This is a genomic window from Octadecabacter sp. SW4, assembly GCF_008065155.1.
Lineage (GTDB): Bacteria > Pseudomonadota > Alphaproteobacteria > Rhodobacterales > Rhodobacteraceae > SW4.
The window spans coordinates 56,390-75,810 of record NZ_CP042821.1 but is presented as its reverse complement, the minus strand read 5'-3'; the positions used below and the strand labels follow the sequence as shown (position 1 = coordinate 75,810).

Here is a 19,421-nt window from a genome sequence, read left to right as displayed (position 1 = left end):
CTTTGCCATGGGTGATTCAGGGCAGATCAGCATCACCCTTGGCGTTGATGGATCACAGGTGGTGTCTTTGGTGTCTGATCCGGTCGTTGTGGGCAACAACGACGGGATCGACCAGATCACCGCAGGCAGCAGCGACGACTTTATCGTGCTGGGTGGCGGCGGTGATATTGCCGATCTTGGCGATGGCGTAACCTATGTGCTGGCCTCATCTGGGTCACTGAACACGACCACATCCGCCGATGGTCGCCTGACTGTGCAGATCACGTCCGCTGATATTGTGCCGGGTGCCACAGACGGCGATGACACCGTCACCGCGGGTCTGGGCGATGATTTCGTGGTGCTCGGTCTTGGGTCTGACACGGCTGATCTGGGCGACGGCACAGTGCATGTGATCGGCGGCGAAGGCACGCTGACGTATGAAAGCACGGCGGACGGTGAACGGGTTCTGGATCTGACCAGCCAGCTTCCTGTCCTCAGTGATCTGGACGGAAACGAACGCATTATCGCAGGCAACGGGGATGATTTTATCATCCTTGGCCTTGGCGATGACTACGTTGAAACAGGCGACGGCGACAACCGCGTGATTGCCGACCAAGGTCGGTTGACACTGGACACTGGCGCGGGCACCGAAACGCTCACCTTCCTGTCACCTGAACTCGGCGGGGATGACACGGTGTTTGGCGGCGCAGGAGATGACCAAGTGCTTCTGAGCCAAGGCGATGACTTCGCCGAAACCTTTGGGGGCAACGATTTGGTCGCAGGGGACAATGCGACGATCACCCGCGACGAAGTGGCGAACCTGCACACAATGGTGGCCGACACGGCCCCGTTTGGCGGTGATGACGAAATTATCGCAGGCGACGGCAATGACCTCATTGTTGGCTCTTTCGGGGCGGATGAGATTGAGACGGGGATCGGCGACGATTTTGCCCTTGGCGATCTTGGCACCCTGACGTTCCGCAATGAAACGGACGTTGAAACGCTCGACTATACCAGCACCGATGTGGGTGGTGATGATGTCATCACCGCGACGGGCACGGGGTCTAACATTCTGATCGGTCAGTTTGGGACAGACATCATCACGGGTGGCGACGAAGATGACGTGCTGATCGGTGATCTCAGCGAATTGCAGCTCAGCAGTTTTGCCGATGTTTTGCCTGGTCAAAGCCATGTGGAGCGGATCATGTCCGTAACATCAATCGCGCCGGAATTCGGATTTGACGACACGCTAATCGGTGCGGGTGGCAACGATGTACTGGTCGGCGGATTTGGCGCGGACAGTCTTTTGGGCGGCGAAGGTCAGGACTTCCTGTTCGGGGATATGGTCGATGTGACCCGCGACTATGACCCCGACACGCAGATCGAAACGATCGATTTTGAAACCAACTTCGCCTTTGAAACCGGCGGTGTGGACGTCATGGATGGCCAAGCAGGGGGCGATGTTGTGGTCGGTGGCCTTGGCGCTGATCTGTTCTTTGGCAACACAGAGACTGATATCCTTGCGGGGGATGCGTTCACGGCGAAATTCATCACGTTCTTGCCTGAAGGTCTTGTCGGCCCTTCCCTGAACGGCTTTTGGAGGAGGCCAATTTCGCCGCGTTCTCGCCTGTTGATGTGCTGACCAATGCGCAGGTCTTAGCTTCTGTTGGGGTGTTTGCGGGCGCTGGCTTTTATGACTTGGAAGACGAAGATGACAGTGCGCGCGGTTTTGTCTTTACCTCTGACACGGCCCCCTTCGGTGAGAAAAACACCTTTGAGCGGGGCGACGGAGTTGCGCCTGATCGTTTGTTGTTCCTGCGCGTGATCGAAGGGTTCCTGAGCGATGAGGACATCATCAAACGCATTGCGGAAACCATGTATTTCGGCGCGGACATTGATCTCGCCGTTGAAGACCTGACTGAGGCTTTCCGCGCTTATATGATCAGCATTGGAGTTGCGGAGAGTGACGTGGATATGGCCGTGTTCGAAACCTTGTTGCGCCGCGTTCTGGCCGATGCGGCTGAAACCGGTGAGGCCCCTGAAACGGCCGCAGAGCAGGATCAGACCATTGATCCCCAGATCGCATTGTGACGTGATCGGCACCTGTGGAACAGATGACCCTGACACCCGACTTTATTGCCCCGCTTACCGCTCAGGGGCTTGGCCCGCCGACAACAGGTGAATGCCCCGATTTTTCTAGTGAGGGCCTTGATAAACTGCGCGGCGCGCGCGCGACGGCTCACAAGATTGATGGCTGGATATTATGCGCCGCTCCTGTGGCGCAGGGGCATAGCCTTGTGCATGGATACCGCAGCTTGCCCAAAGGCGTGCCCTTGCCTGACCTGATCCGCGCGGTTGAAACACAGGCCCGACAGCAAACCACCCAAACCACAGCCACTCCGCAAGACAACATTCAAAGGTTGAAAACGGCTGCGGTTGCATTGTCCCAAATGCCGCCCAAGAAACGTTTGGGCCAAGCGCTTTATGCAATCCGTGACGCGGGCGTGGTCGGTGTTGCGGCCATGGCGCAACTCAAGGGCGGTAAGATTGCGAAGCTCTATTTCACCGACAAGTCAGCTACCAATTCCGCGATGAATTGGGCGCTGTGATTGCAGCGCCACCAGATCAGGACATCACAACAGACCTGAACCTGATTGCGTCTAGTTTGGGTGGGCGCACTGGCACGCTTTTTCGACCTGACGATACGGACAACGGTTTGGTATTTTTCGGGGTCGATCTGTCGGACGCCAATGCGGCAGCGCTGGAAAGTGCCAATGGGTTTTTTGCACTTCTTATCGACAAGCCGAGCGCGAAGGGGCGAAAACTCGGAGGGCTTTGGGGCCTTGCAGGATTTGGGGCCATCGTTGCCGCTGCAATCTATTTGATGATGCCGCCCCGGTCTATGTGTCCAATTTCGCCCAAGCGCGGCCCAGTCAATCGGTTACGATCGCACTGCCGTTCGGCGCGTTTCTGGAAGACACTCTTGTGCGTCCTGGTGATGTTTTGCAGAGCGGTGAAATCGCGGCAATCCTGCGGTCTCCTGAAATTGAAAACGGCATCGTCGAACAAACCGTCACTCACAGTCTGGAATTGATCAATGCCCAAGACGCCCTGAACACAGGCAACCTTGGCGAATTCCAACTGGCCGAAAAGCGTGCCGAAATCGCGTTGCTACGGCGCGATCAATTGCAAAGCCAGCAACAGCAATTGACCGTCACAGCGCCGAGCGAAAGCCGTGTTGTCACAGCCCTACCACAGGGAGAACGGGGCAATTTCCTGCCCACAGGGTCACCCGTTGTGGCATTGCAGCCGATGTCAGGATTTGATGTGTTGATCGATGTCGCCCCCTCGGACGCCGCATTGATTGAGGTCGGTCAAACCGGTCATGTCTTTTTTCGCGGGTTAAGCGATGAGACCTTCCCGCTTGAGGTCGTCAGCGCGCCAACGCAAACCACAAACCCCGATACCGGCGAAACCCGCACTCAAGTGCGCGCGCGCCTGATGGAGGCCGGGCAGGCCGATCTGTTGGTCGGACTGTCGGGCTTTGCGAGACTTGAAATCCGTACTGCCCCGCGCATCGTCGGGCTGACACGACCCTTGGTCGATTACATGAGGCTTCTGGCTTGGAAGACACTTGGCTTCACTTTCTGAGCGGCCTTGAGGTCAGCTGTTCCAGCGGCGATGGCATGCGCTATGCGGTGCATGAACCGCGCAGTGGCAAAATCTTTCTCACCAATGAGATTATCGCCGGGTATTTGAACGCCCTGCAAAGGCCGCGTTGATCCGCAATCGGTTGATCCCGAAGAAATGGCGACGGTTTACGGCTTTGTTGAAACCGTGCGCAGTGCATGCACCAGTGATCTAACGACCAAGCCAGCGTTCAATCCGTTGTTTGTACGCTGGCAAGGCATCGATCTTGGACAATATGATGATGGGCTGGCGCGGTGGCAAGGCGGTTGGCACTGGCGTGGCCAGTGTTGCCGCGTTGTTTGTCGTCTGCATCTGGCTTGGTCTGTTCAGCGAATGGGCGATCCTTGGGGCCGCGGCGCAGGCCATTTCGCTGGAGGGACTGGCGACTTTCGCGCTGTTGTCGCCGTTTCTGAAACTCCCTCACGAGCTTGGGCATGCCTTGGTGGCGCGGCGCTGTCATGTGCCGTTGCGCCGTGCGGGGATCATTTTTGTCGGGTTGTTTCCTTTGCCGTTCGTGGACACCTCGGCGGCAGATATTTGCGCCAACCGCGCCCAGCGTATCCGTATCAGCCTTGCGGGTATCTTTGTCGACCTGTTGATCGCCATGCTCGCCTTTGTGGTGGTATCTGTTGGAGGGGACATTCTTTAAGACCATCGCCGCGAACATTTTTATTTTCAGCAGCCTCAATTCGATTCTGTTTAACGGAAACCCTCTGATGCGATTGGACGGCTATTTCGCATTTTCCGACTGGATCGGGCACCGCAATCTCTCAAGCGCCTCAGCGCAGATTTACAAAAGCGCGCGCAGCTACGTGGCGACGTTTGGAGGGCAGGGGGCGTGGCCCGAAACGCGCCGTGATCGTGCCTATCTTTGGTATGGCGTGGCATCGGGCCTTTATAAGATCAATCTTGCTGACGATCCTCTGGCTGACCCTACCGCGGTTTTTCGGCCTTGGATTGCTGTTGGCGATCTGGGGCGGCTATGCGATGTTTTTCTCGCCCTTGTTGAACAAATTGCAGGCAGAGCCCGTGGCGGACAAACAGACATTTATAGGTCGACGTATGGTCTTTTGGGGCGGTGTCTAGGAGTCGTGGCGGCCTGTATGTTCATCCCGCTGCCGTTCAAGGTGACCGTGCCCATGGCGCTGGATGCGCAAGGTACCTACGCCGTGCAGACCCAACAGGGCGGCACGTTGGACTTCGTGGCAAACAGCGGAACCGTGACCGAAGGCACGCAACTTTACCGCCTCACCAACAGCCTGCTGGACGGGGACATTGCGCTGGCCCAAGCGAATTTGGAATTGGCAGAGCTTCAACGCGCCACCGTCGTGCAAAGCAACGCCACTCAAAATCTCATTGCCACCACCCAACTTGAAGCACCCGAAACCGAACTGGCGTTGCTTTTGAATTCTCAAAAACTGCTCGATGGGTACGCAAAGCAGGCAGGATTTTTCGAACCCGGCTTTGAAGTCCGGACAGGGGCGTATCTGGTGGAAGGCTCACGCATCGGCGCGCTTTATCCTGCCGGCGACACCGCAGTCTTGATCGGCCAGTTTCCGGAAAACCGCATTGCACGGCTGCGCGATGGCGATCCGTATTTTCCCTTTGGAACGGCGCGCAAATCCTTGGGATGATGCGGTTGCCGCGTTCAATCTGGTGCAGATCAACCAGTTGGCGGCGGACACGGGCCAGCGGTCTTACCAGTTGATCGCCACGATCAATGCGCCACCCGAAGCGCTTCATGGTCGCGCCCAATACCTGAAACTGCGACTGCAAAACGCGCCGATCTATGAACATCTCTATGATGTGTTCCTGAACCTGCGGCGCAATTATCTGAACGCGCGGATTGGACAAACGGCGCAATAGGGCGCGGCCCTAAAACTCAAAATTCAGGTTAAGCGATACTATCTCTTCCTCATCAAACTTTGGCTTTGAAGGGGTTTGGCGACATTGACCTGCATCAGGCCAATCGGCGTATCCCAATACACCGCGATCCCTGCGGAACTGCGCACGAACTGGCTGTCATCAATCGTGCCTGATGCGCCGCCGCCGTTACATCAAGATCCCACAAAGACCCCGCATCGACAAAAGCGCCAAACGAAACGGCAGGATTTGCGGTTGGCGTGCACCTCAAGAGAGGCGGTCCAATAGGTTTTGCCTCCAAGGGCTGTGTTGACGCTGCCATCGACAAAATCACGCGGTCCGATGCCCGTGTCTGTAAATCCGCGTGGGGCATCACTGCCAATAAACGCGCGATCAACGATGTTGACGATGCTGTCGCCTCGTCCCTCGATTCGCCCTGCATCCGCACGCATCGCCAGCACCAGACCATAGGGCAGGGCGGTGTTATAGCGTGTACCCACTTCGGCGGCCATCCATTCACGATCCCCAAGGGACGTGGCGTACGTGAGCGTGCCGCCCATATCAAAGCCAAGTGCAAGCGGGCCGCGATCTGTAAAGGTCGAATACCCCAGTCCAATGGAAACACCCGTTGCCGTCGACCCATCCGTATCATTGGCCACAAGGGGCGACACGCTGGGATCAAAATCGGCCAAGGTGTCCGATTGCCAGAACAGTTGCGCGTCATAGGTCAGACCATTTGCCGCCGTGGCCCACATGGTGACATTCGCACTGAAATGCTCGATCGAAAAATCACGGGAGTCGAAATTCGCCGTCTGCGCGCCGAGACCCACACGCACGAAGGTATCAAACCCTAACGCGGTGTCGCCCAGCCCATAGCTTTTCGCGATAAAGCCGTTCAGCGCTTCGCCGTCATCGCCCGCCTGATAATCCAGCGACAGATCAATACCTGTGCCCAGCAGATCATCCGCCTGCACCCCGATAAACGCCAAACCACCGTTGAGCGATGAATAGCTGACACCTGTAGTTAGGCTCGCTGCGCCGCCATCTTGGGCCATCGCCATGCCTGCGCTGAACCCCAGCACCGCGGCCCCATGCAGAACTTTTTGGATTGGCGCGCCCATTAGTTTGTCTCCAGCGGGAACAGGCATTGATAGCCCGGCAAAATCTCATCCGAGGTGAGCGTGAAGTAAACACTTTGGGTGCCCGACGACAGATCAGCCACCTGCGCGACATAATCGGGTGTCACTTCGACAGGGGCGCTGGTGTTACCATTGACGACAATTTCAAACGTCTCGCGGGCAAGAAAATCCGCCAGCAGGGGGGTGGCAACAAAGGCCTCAACCCGAAGGGGCGTGTTCACATAGATGATGGCAACATGACGCCCTTGCGGACTTTCGCCCACATCAATGAGGTCTTCACCCACTTGCCCTGCCACAGGGCTGCGCACTTCGGTTTTGCAAGGCAATGCGGGCTTCTTCGGCCTCAAGCGCTGCCAGTCGCAGTAATTCGGTCTCACGGTTGAGGGTGCCGATGGCGGTCGCTAATTCGAACCGTGCTGCTTCCAGATCGGCCTGACTGACCGCTCCGCGCGCCACACCTTGGCCCAACCGGTCCACCCGCGCCACGAGAGCCGCACGCTGCCCTTCTGCCGCATCGCGCCCTGCCGTCGACGCCGCGCGCGCTTCGGCTGCGCGCAGCTGAACTTGGATCAGGTCTGAATCAAAACTTGCAATCAGATCGCCCGCCGCCACCGTATCACCGGGCGCACGTGCACCGCGCTGACAATGCCGGGCACCGGGGCCGCGACTTCAACAACCTGCAAAGGACGAATGGTGCAATTGATACCGAAGCCGCTGGTTTGCGCGGCCAAAGGGGTGCTGCACAGGGCAAAACCCACGACAAGGCTTGCAGAGCGCAGTCCCATCACAGGCCCCGCGCTTGCAAAGATGCGCCCGTCAAAAACTGATAGCGCCCCCAGGCCTTGAGGTACTCCAACTGCTGGAACTCCAAGGCGTCTTGCGCGGAATTGAGCGACAGTTGACGGTTCAGCACAGCCAGTTCCGTACTTTCGCCCGAGGCCACGCGGTTGCGCTCGAGGGTCACATTGCGCGATGCCAGCGACACCGCGGATTGCGACTGCGCGATGGCATCAGACAAGTTGCTCATCCGCTCATAGGTCGACGTGATCTGTGAGCGCAACTGGCGACGGATCGCGAAATATTCCAATGCGGAACTGCGCAGATCAACGGTCTCGACCGCTGTGCGATAACCTTGACCGTCGGCGTTGAAAATCGGAATGGTCAGGCGCAAACCAACAGTTGTGTCGCGGGTTTGGGACCCACCCCCGAAACGAGATCCTTCGCGCGTCTCATCCTCAAAACTGGCAAACGCATCAAGCACAGGTGCGAAATCTGCCGCGATGGCTTGTCTGCGGCTTAACTCCGCTTCGACCACGGAAATAGCTGTGGCCAGCAAGGCAGGGTTGTCGTCTTCTGCTGCCGCAATACCCGCGGCAATAGATGTGCTGCGTTCTGCACGGCGAATACCAGAGGGCAGGGTGACTGTGTCGATATTTGTGACAGTCGTGCCCGTCAGTTGGGACAGTTCGGCCAAAGCATCCGCCAGCCGCGCCTGTTCAATCGCTTCTTCTGACGACAGGGACGCAAGTTCTACAGCGTAATTGTTGCGCACAGCCGCTGTGTCGAGGCCGAGTTCAACCCGTGTGTTTTCCGCCGCGATCTGGCTGCGCAACAATGCGGCGCGGGCCGTCAGACTGCGCGCCTTTGCTCGCGCTTGGGCGGCGTCCACATAGGCCACAAAGATGTCAAAACTGACCCGTTGAACTGCCGCGATATATTCCACTTCGGCCACTGTCTGTGCCGTGGTTTGAAGCTGGATGTTGAAAATTTGGCTGAGATTGAAGATCGGCTGCACCAGATCCACCCGCAGCGACGTGACAGGATAGTTCGCCGTGCCCTCATTGAAGACCGCGTTGTCAGATTGCACGACTTCTTGGTCGATTTCGCTGTAGGTCGCGCTGGCTGACAGTTGCGGCAGGTAGCCATAAATCGAATTCATCCGCGCAACATCGGCACGGTTGAGGTTTTGCACCGCGCGGGCAATATCGGTATTTCGATCCAGCGCCCGGCCCAACAAAAATTCGAGCGATTGCGCCCTGATCCCACGGCAGGATCTTCGGCAAATTCTGCAACCAACGCGCCCGTTGCATCATCGCGGCTTAGGGCGGCGTTGAGCCGTTCATCCGCTTGGGCCAGAGCCTCTTGATCGACACCCAAGCTGCGCAATTCTGCCAGACGATCCGATGTGGCACGGTTGGTTTGCGCATCTGTGCAACCAAAAAGGGCCGCCGTTGCCAACGTCATCACCGCAGTGTTGTAAAACCGTTTAATTGTCTTTCCCCCAAAACGTCACTCTGGCCGAAATATAGCCCCGTAAACGCACCCATCGCTGGCACAGATAGACACATTAACAGCTGTCGACACAAGACCACTGACGTTCACGGCAGGTTTTTAAGGACCGCATCGCAAATTTGCATCACACCCCCAATGCGCAGGGTTTGGCTTGTGATTGCGCGTCGCAACGTTCACATTGATTAGGAAAGACTATCTGGCATTTGCACCCCAACGTGTTGGCAGCAAAGGGCCCTTCATTTGGGAGAATGAGAATGGCGAAAGAAGACAAGACAGACGTCGTAAAAGGCACTGAGGGTACCACATCAATGGCATGTCGATCAATTGGGACGATGGCGAAATGGAAAGCATTTATGCCAACATCGCCACAGCCACAGCCAACCGTGAAGAGTTCTTTTTGCTGTTTGGCACCCATCAGAACTGGCGGGGCACGGATATTGAACGCAAGTCTGTCGATGTTCAGCTATCAAAACGCGTCGTGATGAGCCCCTTTGCCGCAAAGCGCCTTGCAATCATCTTGCAGCATTCCATGAAAGCCTATGAAGACCAGTTTGGCGAAGTGAAACTGTAGGGGTAATTAGGGTAATTTTCGAAATAATGGACCTTGCGCGCCGTCGATGTTCGACCCGCTCGAAGCCATAGAGGCCGGTACAGTCTCGCCACTCCACGGGCAAAGCTCTGGCGTGTCCGTCGTCAGGGTTTTTGGAACCAATGGCAGCTTAAACTAAGTGAGAGTTTGGGCTCATCTGGTTGGTTTCATTATGCGGCGTGCTGTCGGTGATGCAAGCGCCGCGCTTCGAGTGTCTTTCGTTTGATCCTTTCCCTTTGTTTTAGAATGGCTTTGTCACGGCCAAAGTAGACGTCGGCGGGTGTGACGTTGTTGATGCTCTCGTGATACCGCTGATGATTGTAGTGGTCGACGAAGGCTTCGATTTGAGCTTCAAGATCACCCGGCAGGAAGTAGTTTTCCAGCAGGATGCGGTTCTTTAAAGTCTGATGCCAACGCTCGATCTTGCCTTGGGTTTGCGGATGGTATGGCGCGCCGCGAGAATGCTTCATGCCTTTGTCCTGCAACCATTCCGCCAGATCTCCAGAGACGTAACTCGATCCGTTGTCGCTGAGCAGACGTGGCTTGTGAACGACGTGAACTTGGTCGCAGCCGGATGCTTGCAATGCGAGGTCAAGCGTATCGGTAACGTCTTCAGCCCGCATGTTGGTGCAGAGCTTCCAGGAGACGATGTAGCGGCTGTAGTCGTCGAGGACAGTGCTGAGATAGAACCAACCCCATCCCAGAACCTTGATGTAGGTGAAGTCTGTTTGCCAAAGCTGGTTGATCGCAGTTGTTTTGTCTTTGAACTCGCTGGCTGCCTTGATGACGATGAAGGCCGGGCTAGTGATTAGATCATGCGCCTTTAGCACCCGATACACTGTGGATTCTGAGACAAAATAGCGCTCCTGATCCGTGAACGTCACCGCCAACTCGCGCGGTGACAGTTCCGTTTCCTGCAAGGCGAAGTCGACAACCTTGCGCTTCACCTCGTCAGGCACGCGGTTCCAAACGTGCTTGGGCTTGGGGGATTGATCCTGCAATCCGGCCTCACCGCGCTGCAGGTACCGATCGTACCAACGGTAGAACGTCGTGCGTGGGATACCCAGCTTGGCCAGTGTCAGACGCGCCGACAGATGGCTGCCCTCAACCAAACGAATGATCTCCAGCTTCTCTGATGCAGGATACCTCATTCGTGGTCGCCCCCATCGCCTGTCATGCTTTTTTTGAGAAGACGCAATTCGAGCGTCTGTTCCGCGACAACCTCTTTGAGATCTGTCCGTCGTCAGGGTTTTTGGAACCAATGGCAGCTTAAACTAAGTGAGAGTTTGGCTCATCTGGTTGGTTTCATTATGCGGCGTGCTGTCGGTGATGCAAGCGCCGCGCTTCGAGTGTCTTTCGTTTGATCCTTTCCCTTTGTTTTAGAATGGCTTTGTCACGGCCAAAGTAGACGTCGGCGGGTGTGACGTTGTTGATGCTCTCGTGATACCGCTGATGATTGTAGTGGTCGACGAAGGCTTCGATTTGAGCTTCAAGATCACCCGGCAGGAAGTAGTTTTCCAGCAGGATGCGGTTCTTTAAAGTCTGATGCCAACGCTCGATCTTGCCTTGGGTTTGCGGATGGTATGGCGCGCCGCGAGAATGCTTCATGCCTTTGTCCTGCAACCATTCCGCCAGATCTCCAGAGACGTAACTCGATCCGTTGTCGCTGAGCAGACGTGGCTTGTGAACGACGTGAACTTGGTCGCAGCCGGATGCTTGCAATGCGAGGTCAAGCGTATCGGTAACGTCTTCAGCCCGCATGTTGGTGCAGAGCTTCCAGGAGACGATGTAGCGGCTGTAGTCGTCGAGGACAGTGCTGAGATAGAACCAACCCCATCCCAGAACCTTGATGTAGGTGAAGTCTGTTTGCCAAAGCTGGTTGATCGCAGTTGTTTTGTCTTTGAACTCGCTGGCTGCCTTGATGACGATGAAGGCCGGGCTAGTGATTAGATCATGCGCCTTTAGCACCCGATACACTGTGGATTCTGAGACAAAATAGCGCTCCTGATCCGTGAACGTCACCGCCAACTCGCGCGGTGACAGTTCCGTTTCCTGCAAGGCGAAGTCGACAACCTTGCGCTTCACCTCGTCAGGCACGCGGTTCCAAACGTGCTTGGGCTTGGGGGATTGATCCTGCAATCCGGCCTCACCGCGCTGCAGGTACCGATCGTACCAACGGTAGAACGTCGTGCGTGGGATACCCAGCTTGGCCAGTGTCAGACGCGCCGACAGATGGCTGCCCTCAACCAAACGAATGATCTCCAGCTTCTCTGATGCAGGATACCTCATTCGTGGTCGCCCCCATCGCCTGTCATGCTTTTTTTGAGAAGACGCAATTCGAGCGTCTGTTCCGCGACAACCTCTTTGAGATCCTTGGCCTCACGGCGCAGTTCTTTGACCTCATCGGTGTTTGCAGCCCGCGCAGTGTCGCCTGCCAGACGCCGCTTACCGGCTTCCATGAAGTCCTTGGACCACTTGTAGTAAATGCCTTGCGATATGCCTTCACGGCGGCACAGCTCTGCAATGCTGTCCTCGCCACGCAGCCCATCCAGTACGATCCTGATCTTCTCTTCGGATGAATAATGCTTGCGCGTGGCGCGCTTGATGTCTTTGACGATCTTCTCGCCAGGGCTCTTCGTTGTCTTTCTCATCGTCCACTCCTCAGTGGCTACGATGAGCAACAAACACTCTCTTAGCAAATACGCCTAATTGGACCCATAAGCGCTGACGTCAGACACGGGGGGCATTTGCATCTGGAAAACCGAACCGGACGTGGATTATCAGCCACTGTAACCTTCCGTGCCGCTTTAACAATAAATTCAAAGGAAAAAGAATGAGCTTACCCTACGACTCTGCACACGAGGAACTGCATTACATCAATCGTGCTGGCTGGCTGCGCGCGTCTGTTCTAGGTGCCAATGATGGCATTGTATCAGTTTCGTCGCTGATCGTAGGTGTCGCGGCAGCTGATCCCAGTCCCACCGCAATCCTGCTGGCAGGGGCTGCCGGACTTGCAGCGGGCGCGATGTCCATGGCCGCTGGCGAGTATGTTTCAGTCAGTTCGCAGTCAGATGTAGAACGGGCCGATATCGCGCGTGAAAAGCAGGCGCTCATCGATACGCCAGAGGCGGAAGAAGCGGAATTGGCATCGATCTATCAGGCACGTGGGCTGACCGTCGAAACAGCTGCGTTGGTTGCACGAGAATTGACGGCCAAGGATGCACTGGGCGCTCATGTGCGTGACGAGCTGGGATTGTCTGAAGTGCATACGGCAAATCCATTACAAGCCGCGATCGCTTCAGGTTTTACATTTACAGTTGCAGCAGCTCTTCCGCTCGCCGCCGCCATTCTTGCACCAAGTGACAAGATCATTCCAACCGTCGTTGTCACAACCTTGATCTGTCTTGCGGGTCTGGGTGCATTGGGAGCCCAAGTTGGAGGCGCGCCGAAGCTACGCGCAACAGCCCGCGTGTTATTTTGGGGCGCGGCGGCTATGGCCATCACTGCAGGCGTGGGAAGCATATTTGGCGTAAGCGTTTAGCTTTAGGCGGACTAACTGTAAGCACGCAGTTGCCACACTTCCAGAAAGAATCCTATTGTTCGGATATTTTCCAACTTTGACCGTTCCTAAATACTAGTTTATGAAGCGGCTGTCGTTTTATTCCATTGCTACCAAAGACCACGCCTAAAACCTGAGCGGCTAATGAAGATTCTTGTCTGAACTCCGACAGCCGCCATTCGCTGCGAAACAGCATTCTGGCAAGATGGGCTTTTTTGACACCTTCGCTGCGTAGATCACCAATGGCTGCTTAAACCTTACCGTAGGATTCTGCCCCCTTCGTCATCAGCCACCCCTAACGAAGGTCGAAAACCTGCCAAAACAGCGACGGTTTTTTAGGGGAGTTTTGTCATAGCCAAGCGCCTGATTCCACGTGGGCGCGGATGGAATGACCAAATGGACCGTTTTTGGAACAGGCAGCGTTGCAGTCGATCTGAAGGTCTTTCTTCGACACAAAGCTGCCGCTGGTGCAACCGCAGCGAATTCACACTTCGTCCGCTCTGCGGGCCTTCAATTCAGCTGCGGCGAATGACCGGTTCAACACAAACCTGCTCCGCGGGCTCAACTGCGCCATAGCCCACTCAACCAGAGATACCCTCCCCCTGCTTCAACTGGCTTTCCAGCCCATCCAAATCATCCACCACATTATCGAGCCGATCTCTATCGCCACCATCGATTTCCTCAATTTGCATCTCAACCTGGTCGGCAAAGCTCATTTCAATTTGCCGCTGCTCCTCTTCGACAACGGCTTGAACAGCTTTTGAGCTTTTCTTGGTGGGCGGCACAGATATACCTGAGCTGATTTCTTTTGAGCCAAGTAGACGCTCATAATGCGCATTAGGCTCCGCACTCGTTCCAGCTTGGCTCGGGCCCTGCTTTGACCCGCAAGAATCTGGCCCGTGCGCCTTACCGCCACCCCCACCCCTCGCTGGAAACGGCAGCTCACCCTTCTGCGCGCTATGGATCGCCGCAAACAGCCGATCATCAAAATACTGGATCCGTTTCGCCCGTACTGGCATCTGCGCATCCACGACCATGATAATTTCATCCAGCGGCAAACGACGGGCTTCATCTTCGGGCAGTAGCGACGTTTCTTCCGTCCGTGTGGACTGACTGCGCCCCTCGAACGGATTCTTGCCAATGGACCGTGACCGCGTGACCACCGTTTTGGTCGTCTTGCCTACGGCCTTGCTCAGCTCCTCAATGGTCTTTTCATCTGACGGGGTGAGGTAGAGCTTTACGCCTGCGTTTCCCTGCAAGGCGCGGCGGGTGTTTTCACCATAGATTTCATCGAGAGCGGGAATGGTTTGGGTCACCACCGCCAAGTGGCCGCGATACGTGCGCAGGGTTTCAATGCTCTCGACCACAATGGGCATCTTGCCAAGGCGGTTGAACTCATCGAGCATGATCATCACAGGCCAAGGCTCATCTTTGCCCGGTTCCTTCTCTTGCATCGCCGAGAGAAGGTCTGAGAAAAACAACCGGATCAGTGGCGCAAGCGGCTTTACCATCAAGGGCTGGACAACGAGATAGACCGTAATTGGCTTTTTGCGGATCGTGCGGAAATCAAAGTCGGAAACCTGCGTTGCCTCATCAATCGCGGGGTTCTGCCATTGGTCCAGACCTGAGGTCATCAGAAGCGAGACATAGGAGGTCAGCGTGTCGTTGTTGGTGGAGGCCAGCCGCGTAAAAATCAGCTTTGCTGCTTTGTTGTCGATCTCGTGGCCCCGCGCCACATATTCTTTCTGCTTGTTGCCCCCCGAGGCCGCGATCCGGTAGATCTCGCCCAAGCTCGGCTTTTTGCGCTGGAAGGCCAAGAGGCCTGCAGCCACAAACAGATCAATTCCTCCCTTCAAAAGCCCTTGAACGCGATCATTGTCACTTTGCAGGAACAGGGTCGCCAGTAACTGCAATTCCATCTGCTGCCGCGCGGGGTCTTTCAGCTCATAGATGCGCAAAAGCGGATTGTAGCGATGCGTCCGCTTGCCTTCCCAGTCCGTGGGCGCGAAGCGGTAGACCTTGTCACCTTGGGCCGCACGATGTCGCGCTGTCGCCTCAAAACACTCGCCCTTTACATCCAACGTGACGGCAGACCCCTGCCATGTCAGCAGGTTCGGGATCACAAAGCCGGTGGTTTTACCTCGCCCGGTTGGTGCCACGATCAGCGCATGTGGAAAGACCTTAGAGGTGATGTAGCGGGCCCGCGACTTTGGGCCGCCCAATTTGCCCAGAATAAACCCGGTGCCAGGCTTTCCAAAGAACCCGTTAGCTTTCATCTCACCGCGCTTTTGCCAGTGGGTCTGACCAAAACGAGTAAGGGCCGATCCGGACAGGGCAAGGCTCATCATCAGCCCCGCGACGGCAGCACCGCCGATGATCAGATTGATCAGTTGGAAATCATCAGGCCGTCTGTCTCTGATCCAGAGGTAATTCTGCGCGATATATCCAAAATCGATATCGGCGCTGAACCCAAGTGCCTTGAAGGTCAGCACAGCCGAGGCAATGGTGTAGCCCATCGCACCCGCCACCAAAGTGACCAGAACTACCCCGATAGCAATCCAAGCCTTGCCCATGGATCCACTCAATGGACCTGGCCCCGCTCTGTCTCGCCGTCCACGTCCGCCGCGCGGTGTCTCTCGACTTCAACATCTGCCAGCTCATCGACAACCTGTCGCAACGCCTCCGAGTTTGCCGTTGCCGCATCCGATTGCAAATAGACCTTTGCGGCATAGAGACGGTCGAGGCGATCTTCGATGATGTTTTCCAAAGCATCGCTGTCGCCATCGTTCAGACGATCCAGCTGCGCCGCGTCCAAAACCCGCGCCACCTCGGTGCGGAAGGCCTCACGTTCGGTTTCGGTCTCAAAGGGCGACGACAATTCCCCTGCCCGTTCATGGACGAGAACACGGGACAGTTCGGGCGTTTCATTCCGGTCCGTCTCGCGCTCCGTAAGGTTTTCCTCCCGTTCAGCGTCGCGCGCTTCATAAACCCGCTCGTATGTGTCGCCGAGACCATCCGCCAATTGCTCGGGCATATCGGGATATCGCGCCTGTAGGTCGCGCGTGACGGAAACCGAGATTGGCGTGCTGCTGTGTGCGCCCAACCGCGCCGCTTCAACCTCAATGATAACCCGCTCTGCAGCGGCCCGATCTACGATCACCGCCCTGCCCTCTTCATCCGTGCGGATCACATCGGTCGGGCGTGCAATCAGCTCTGGATGGTCGCGCAGATAGTCCCGCTGTGCGTCTTCCAAACGCTCTACGGCACGGCTTTCGATCACCGCTTCGTCCCGATCTTTAGTCCCGGCCTCAATCCGAGTCTCGATGCGAACGGCATTGGCAGCGGTTTCGATCTGAGCATCAGTCACATGCGCCTGAACCTCGCGGGCTTCTTCAATGACCCCGTCACGGCGCAGCACACTTTCCCGCTCCAGCATGGTCCCCAGCTGCACATGTACATCATTGAGGATATCCCGCGCCTGTTCCAAATCCGCACGGCGCTCGAGGTTCAGATCCTTCGCCTCGGCCACCTTGGACAGATCATCCGCAATCCATTGATGTTCCAGAGCCGCGTTCTGTGCCCCTGTCTCCATCCGGGCCACAACCTGCGCTGTGCTGATCCCCGTGCCGCGCAATGCTGCATCAACGCGGGCGCGCACCCGTGGCTCAGACAGACGCTCCAGTTCGCTTTGCTGAATATTGGCTTCAGAATAAACCCCACCCTCTGACGGACCCTCCGAGAGGGAATTGGACCGCAACCCGAGCGGCTGCATATGCTGCACCCGCGCTTGAATGGCGTTGAGGGTTTTCTCCAGCGCGGGCCGCTCCGCATCCGGCTTTGCCGCGATCAGGTCTGTGATGTTAGTGACCTTTTCCGCGCAACGGCTGCGCAGATCCTCGAACGTTTCGTCTTCGGCCATGTAAATGCCTCCTGCGGTTTCAACGTGACCACCCTTCGCCAGTACCTCGCCGGCACGGAACAGCACTTGGGCAATATCTGCGCGGTTCTCGGAAGACGCTTCCGCTGCCAGCGAGTGAAATACGATCTTGGTATTCGCGATCTCGGCAAGCGTCCGGGTCAGATCCTTACTAACGCGTTCCCGTTCTTGGGGCACCCTGCCCTCTTCCTTGGCGGCATAAACCTCGCGGGTCTTGGCCGGGTAATGCACCTCGCCGCGATCCACCCGCCGCGTGGCTTCCAACCGCACGCCATACTTTTCCGCTTCTTCGACCATCGCCAGCCGGAAGTCGTCATAGTTGAACCGATGATTGCGCGCCAAATAGAAGAACTCGCCCTCTTGCGAGCGGCGGTTCAAAACGAGATGCGCATGCGGGTGGTCACGGTCCTCATGCACGGCGATGATGTAATCAAAGTGCCCCTCATCGGTTTGGAAAAACCGCTCGGCCACGTCGGTCGCGATGTCGCGCACATCCTCCCCGCGTGTGCCAATTGGGAAGGACATCAACAAATGTGTGGTTTGCCCCAGCTTGGGTTTGAACCCGGCGCTCCAGCGCTTGGCAAAGCGCTCTGTCAGGTCTTTGATCTCGCCGCGCTCAAGCTTGGATTTGCCATCCAGGAACCCGCTGCTGTCGACGATGTGGGTGGACTTTGTCGTAAGATATTCGAGCTGGTTTGCGAGCTGTGATTTGGTGTGCGTGCCCCCACCCCGGATCGCCTTGAACACAGCTGCCCGATGTCCAGCAGCAGCACGCACCATCTGCTTTTGCTTGGCCACATGCAGACCCTGCATCGAGCCCCGGATCCGGCTCCACCCATCCTCAAATATCTCTCCGGTGACGGCACCAACCGCATCATTCCGCTGCATGGGCGAACTCCCTCAGAGCGGCTGTCGCGTCCAGCTGCATCGCATCGCGACGGCGGCGCACCAGCAGGTCAATCTCGTCTGCACTGTCGAGAATGAACCGCGCTAGCCCGCGCATTTGCGCAAGCCGCAACTCGGAGAACTCTGCACCAGATCCCTGCCCCGCCCGATTGGCCTTTTGCATCTGCTTGACAATCTGGGCGACACCGTTTCCAACGTCATTCAAAGAGGCGCGATAACGCGCCATCTCTGCCGCCATCGATGCGTCCGCCACAAAGGTGCCACCTGCCGCTTGCATCAAGCGGCGCAGCCCTTCCGAGCGGGTCTCGATCCCCGCTGACGCCAGCACCGCATCGAATGCTGCCATCTCTTCTGGAGTTACTTTCACACTCACCGCCAAGACCGGCACGGCGGTATCGCGCTGGCGTTCTGCGTCACTCTTCACCGTGTATTGCACTGCCCGCGGTGTCACTCCGAACCGCTCCGCAAGCACGGACGTAGGCACGCCGTTGGCGGCTTCGCGCACGATCTCCATGCGTTGCGCATCAGTGAGACGTTCTGAGCGAGACATGCGAAGAAAGACCCCCTATTTCCTGCCACCTTCATACAAGGCTGCACCCACCATACGAAACTATACTAATCTGTCAATAATATACTTACGGTGATTAAGGGCGCAGGCAGCCTTGTATTCCGTTTCACGCCGAGCACCGCAGGTGCGAGGCCGCGCCCGAGAGGGCGCCAACCAACACCAGCCGCTTGCGACAACGTCAGCCGTCTCAACAGGACCCGCGCCTGAGGTCTGTCTGAACATGTAATGTTCGGACAGAAACGAAGGGGCGGGACAGAACTCAACCGACAGGGCAGACAGTCAGGGTCAAGGGAAGCCAGAATTGGCGTGCCAATTCTCTGCCGCAAAAACCTGAAAGCTCTTGCCGAAAGGTTTTTGGGGATGGCCCCCTTGAGGCTGGCTGGCAGCACTGTCACCGCGCTTCTTCAACCTCAGCAGAAACCATCAGGACTGCTCCGCAGTCCTGTCATCGGCAACCGTGACCGCGGCCTATGGCCGGGGTCTCAACCGGCCGCACAGCGATCTCTGGAGCAGAGATTGGGCCGCCTGAGGGCGGCCCAATCTCGGGGAGGATTTACTCTTGGGGTTCCTTTGAGCTTGGTGGGAACATCACCAGCTCTTGGACACCGACGGGGAAGTCGAGCTTGAGGCTGAAAAACTCCAAGCCATCCCCGTTGCGGGTGTTGCGGAACATAGCCCCGACGCGTTGGAAGCGGGTGCGCTCCTGGCCTTCGCCATCGGTGTATTTGACGGGAACTGTTGCGACGTAGTGGTTGGTCATTTGGGTCTCTCCTTTTTGCGATGTGGTCTTTTGGGCACGGGGGCACCAGGACCGGTCGCAAGCGCAAATGCGGAGGGTCCGCGCCTAAGGCGTGGAAGCCGTATTTGTGCTTGCCGGAGCACAGCGTAGGGAACGGCCG

19 protein-coding genes and 2 pseudogenes are annotated in these 19,421 nt (G+C 56.9%); 9 read left to right on the top strand and 12 right to left on the bottom strand.

Going from position 1 to position 19,421, the window contains the following annotated elements; all coding sequences use genetic code 11:
• The first annotated feature begins 7 nt into the window (after positions 1 to 7).
• The 7 genes from FTO60_RS17470 (at position 8) to FTO60_RS17440 (ending at position 5,535) form a co-directional block, all read left to right on the top strand.
• On the top strand, positions 8 to 1,621 hold the full coding sequence (locus FTO60_RS17470; protein ID WP_148057315.1) for a calcium-binding protein: 1,614 nt from the start codon (positions 8 to 10) through the stop codon (positions 1,619 to 1,621).
• Between the two features lie 56 nt (positions 1,622 to 1,677).
• Entirely contained in the window at positions 1,678 to 2,070 is a 393-nt protein-coding gene (locus FTO60_RS17465; protein WP_148057314.1) for a hypothetical protein, read from the top strand.
• Positions 2,071 to 2,084: 14 nt separating this feature from the next.
• Complete coding sequence (locus FTO60_RS17460; protein ID WP_172623958.1) at positions 2,085 to 2,588, top strand: hypothetical protein; 504 nt, start codon at positions 2,085 to 2,087, stop codon at positions 2,586 to 2,588.
• A gap of 295 nt (positions 2,589 to 2,883) precedes the next feature.
• Positions 2,884 to 3,630 (top strand): HlyD family efflux transporter periplasmic adaptor subunit, encoded by a 747-nt coding sequence (locus FTO60_RS17455; RefSeq protein WP_172623957.1) that lies wholly within the window; start codon positions 2,884 to 2,886, stop codon positions 3,628 to 3,630.
• Positions 3,631 to 3,904: 274 nt separating this feature from the next.
• Positions 3,905 to 4,318 (top strand): site-2 protease family protein, encoded by a 414-nt coding sequence (locus FTO60_RS17450; protein WP_368074281.1) that lies wholly within the window; start codon positions 3,905 to 3,907, stop codon positions 4,316 to 4,318.
• Complete coding sequence (locus FTO60_RS17445; protein WP_148057310.1) at positions 4,299 to 5,303, top strand: hypothetical protein; 1,005 nt, start codon at positions 4,299 to 4,301, stop codon at positions 5,301 to 5,303. The genes FTO60_RS17450 and FTO60_RS17445 overlap by 20 nt, the downstream gene beginning before the upstream one ends.
• The gene (locus tag FTO60_RS17440) at positions 5,275 to 5,535 is read left to right on the top strand and encodes a hypothetical protein (RefSeq protein WP_172623956.1); all 261 of its coding nucleotides are present in this window, start codon (positions 5,275 to 5,277) and stop codon (positions 5,533 to 5,535) included. Before FTO60_RS17445 ends, FTO60_RS17440 begins: the two co-directional genes overlap by 29 nt.
• Before the next feature lie 38 nt (positions 5,536 to 5,573).
• Here the strand turns inward: FTO60_RS17440 and FTO60_RS17430 are convergent.
• From FTO60_RS17430 to FTO60_RS17405, 6 genes and pseudogenes are all read right to left on the bottom strand, one after another.
• A pseudogene (locus tag FTO60_RS17430) lies at positions 5,574 to 6,587 on the bottom strand (BamA/TamA family outer membrane protein).
• Between the two features lie 65 nt (positions 6,588 to 6,652).
• Positions 6,653 to 6,955: a hypothetical protein gene (locus tag FTO60_RS17425; protein ID WP_148057307.1), complete on the bottom strand. Its 303-nt coding sequence runs from the start codon at positions 6,953 to 6,955 to the stop codon at positions 6,653 to 6,655.
• Complete coding sequence (locus FTO60_RS17420; RefSeq protein ID WP_148057306.1) at positions 6,948 to 7,283, bottom strand: hypothetical protein; 336 nt, start codon at positions 7,281 to 7,283, stop codon at positions 6,948 to 6,950. Before FTO60_RS17420 ends, FTO60_RS17425 begins: the two co-directional genes overlap by 8 nt.
• On the bottom strand, positions 7,265 to 7,456 hold the full coding sequence (locus tag FTO60_RS17415; protein WP_148057305.1) for a hypothetical protein: 192 nt from the start codon (positions 7,454 to 7,456) through the stop codon (positions 7,265 to 7,267). The genes FTO60_RS17420 and FTO60_RS17415 overlap by 19 nt, the downstream gene beginning before the upstream one ends.
• A complete protein-coding gene (locus FTO60_RS17410; RefSeq protein ID WP_148057304.1) occupies positions 7,456 to 8,643 on the bottom strand; it encodes a TolC family protein in 1,188 nt (395 codons plus the stop codon). Before FTO60_RS17410 ends, FTO60_RS17415 begins: the two co-directional genes overlap by 1 nt.
• Positions 8,607 to 8,915 (bottom strand): hypothetical protein, encoded by a 309-nt coding sequence (locus FTO60_RS17405; RefSeq protein ID WP_148057303.1) that lies wholly within the window; start codon positions 8,913 to 8,915, stop codon positions 8,607 to 8,609. The genes FTO60_RS17410 and FTO60_RS17405 overlap by 37 nt, the downstream gene beginning before the upstream one ends.
• A 361-nt stretch (positions 8,916 to 9,276) precedes the next feature.
• Between FTO60_RS17405 and FTO60_RS17400 the strand changes: the two genes are divergently transcribed.
• The gene (locus FTO60_RS17400) at positions 9,277 to 9,534 is read left to right on the top strand and encodes a DUF3467 domain-containing protein (protein WP_148057302.1); all 258 of its coding nucleotides are present in this window, start codon (positions 9,277 to 9,279) and stop codon (positions 9,532 to 9,534) included.
• Between the two features lie 188 nt (positions 9,535 to 9,722).
• Here the strand turns inward: FTO60_RS17400 and FTO60_RS17395 are convergent.
• Positions 9,723 to 10,789: pseudogene (locus FTO60_RS17395) on the bottom strand (IS3 family transposase); the annotation flags it as partial.
• Between the two features lie 71 nt (positions 10,790 to 10,860).
• A protein-coding gene (locus tag FTO60_RS17390; protein ID WP_148057338.1) for an IS3 family transposase occupies positions 10,861 to 12,203 on the bottom strand; the annotation gives its coding sequence in 2 pieces (ribosomal slippage) (positions 10,861 to 11,874 and positions 11,877 to 12,203; 1,341 coding nt in all).
• A gap of 182 nt (positions 12,204 to 12,385) precedes the next feature.
• Between FTO60_RS17390 and FTO60_RS17385 the strand changes: the two genes are divergently transcribed.
• Positions 12,386 to 13,093 carry a VIT family protein gene (locus FTO60_RS17385; protein WP_138925349.1) on the top strand — a complete coding sequence of 236 codons (708 nt, stop codon included), beginning with the start codon at positions 12,386 to 12,388 and terminating at the stop codon, positions 13,091 to 13,093.
• A gap of 599 nt (positions 13,094 to 13,692) precedes the next feature.
• Here the strand turns inward: FTO60_RS17385 and FTO60_RS17380 are convergent.
• The 4 genes from FTO60_RS17380 to FTO60_RS17365 form a co-directional block, all read right to left on the bottom strand.
• Complete coding sequence (locus FTO60_RS17380; RefSeq protein ID WP_148057301.1) at positions 13,693 to 15,684, bottom strand: type IV secretory system conjugative DNA transfer family protein; 1,992 nt, start codon at positions 15,682 to 15,684, stop codon at positions 13,693 to 13,695.
• A gap of 8 nt (positions 15,685 to 15,692) precedes the next feature.
• Positions 15,693 to 17,936: a relaxase/mobilization nuclease domain-containing protein gene (locus FTO60_RS17375; protein ID WP_148057300.1), complete on the bottom strand. Its 2,244-nt coding sequence runs from the start codon at positions 17,934 to 17,936 to the stop codon at positions 15,693 to 15,695.
• Positions 17,923 to 18,504, bottom strand: coding sequence for a helix-turn-helix domain-containing protein (locus tag FTO60_RS17370; protein WP_148057299.1), 582 nt, complete (start codon positions 18,502 to 18,504; stop codon positions 17,923 to 17,925). The genes FTO60_RS17375 and FTO60_RS17370 overlap by 14 nt, the downstream gene beginning before the upstream one ends.
• Positions 18,505 to 19,075: 571 nt before the next feature.
• Positions 19,076 to 19,282 (bottom strand): hypothetical protein, encoded by a 207-nt coding sequence (locus FTO60_RS17365; RefSeq protein WP_148057298.1) that lies wholly within the window; start codon positions 19,280 to 19,282, stop codon positions 19,076 to 19,078.
• Positions 19,283 to 19,421: the final 139 nt, after the last annotated feature.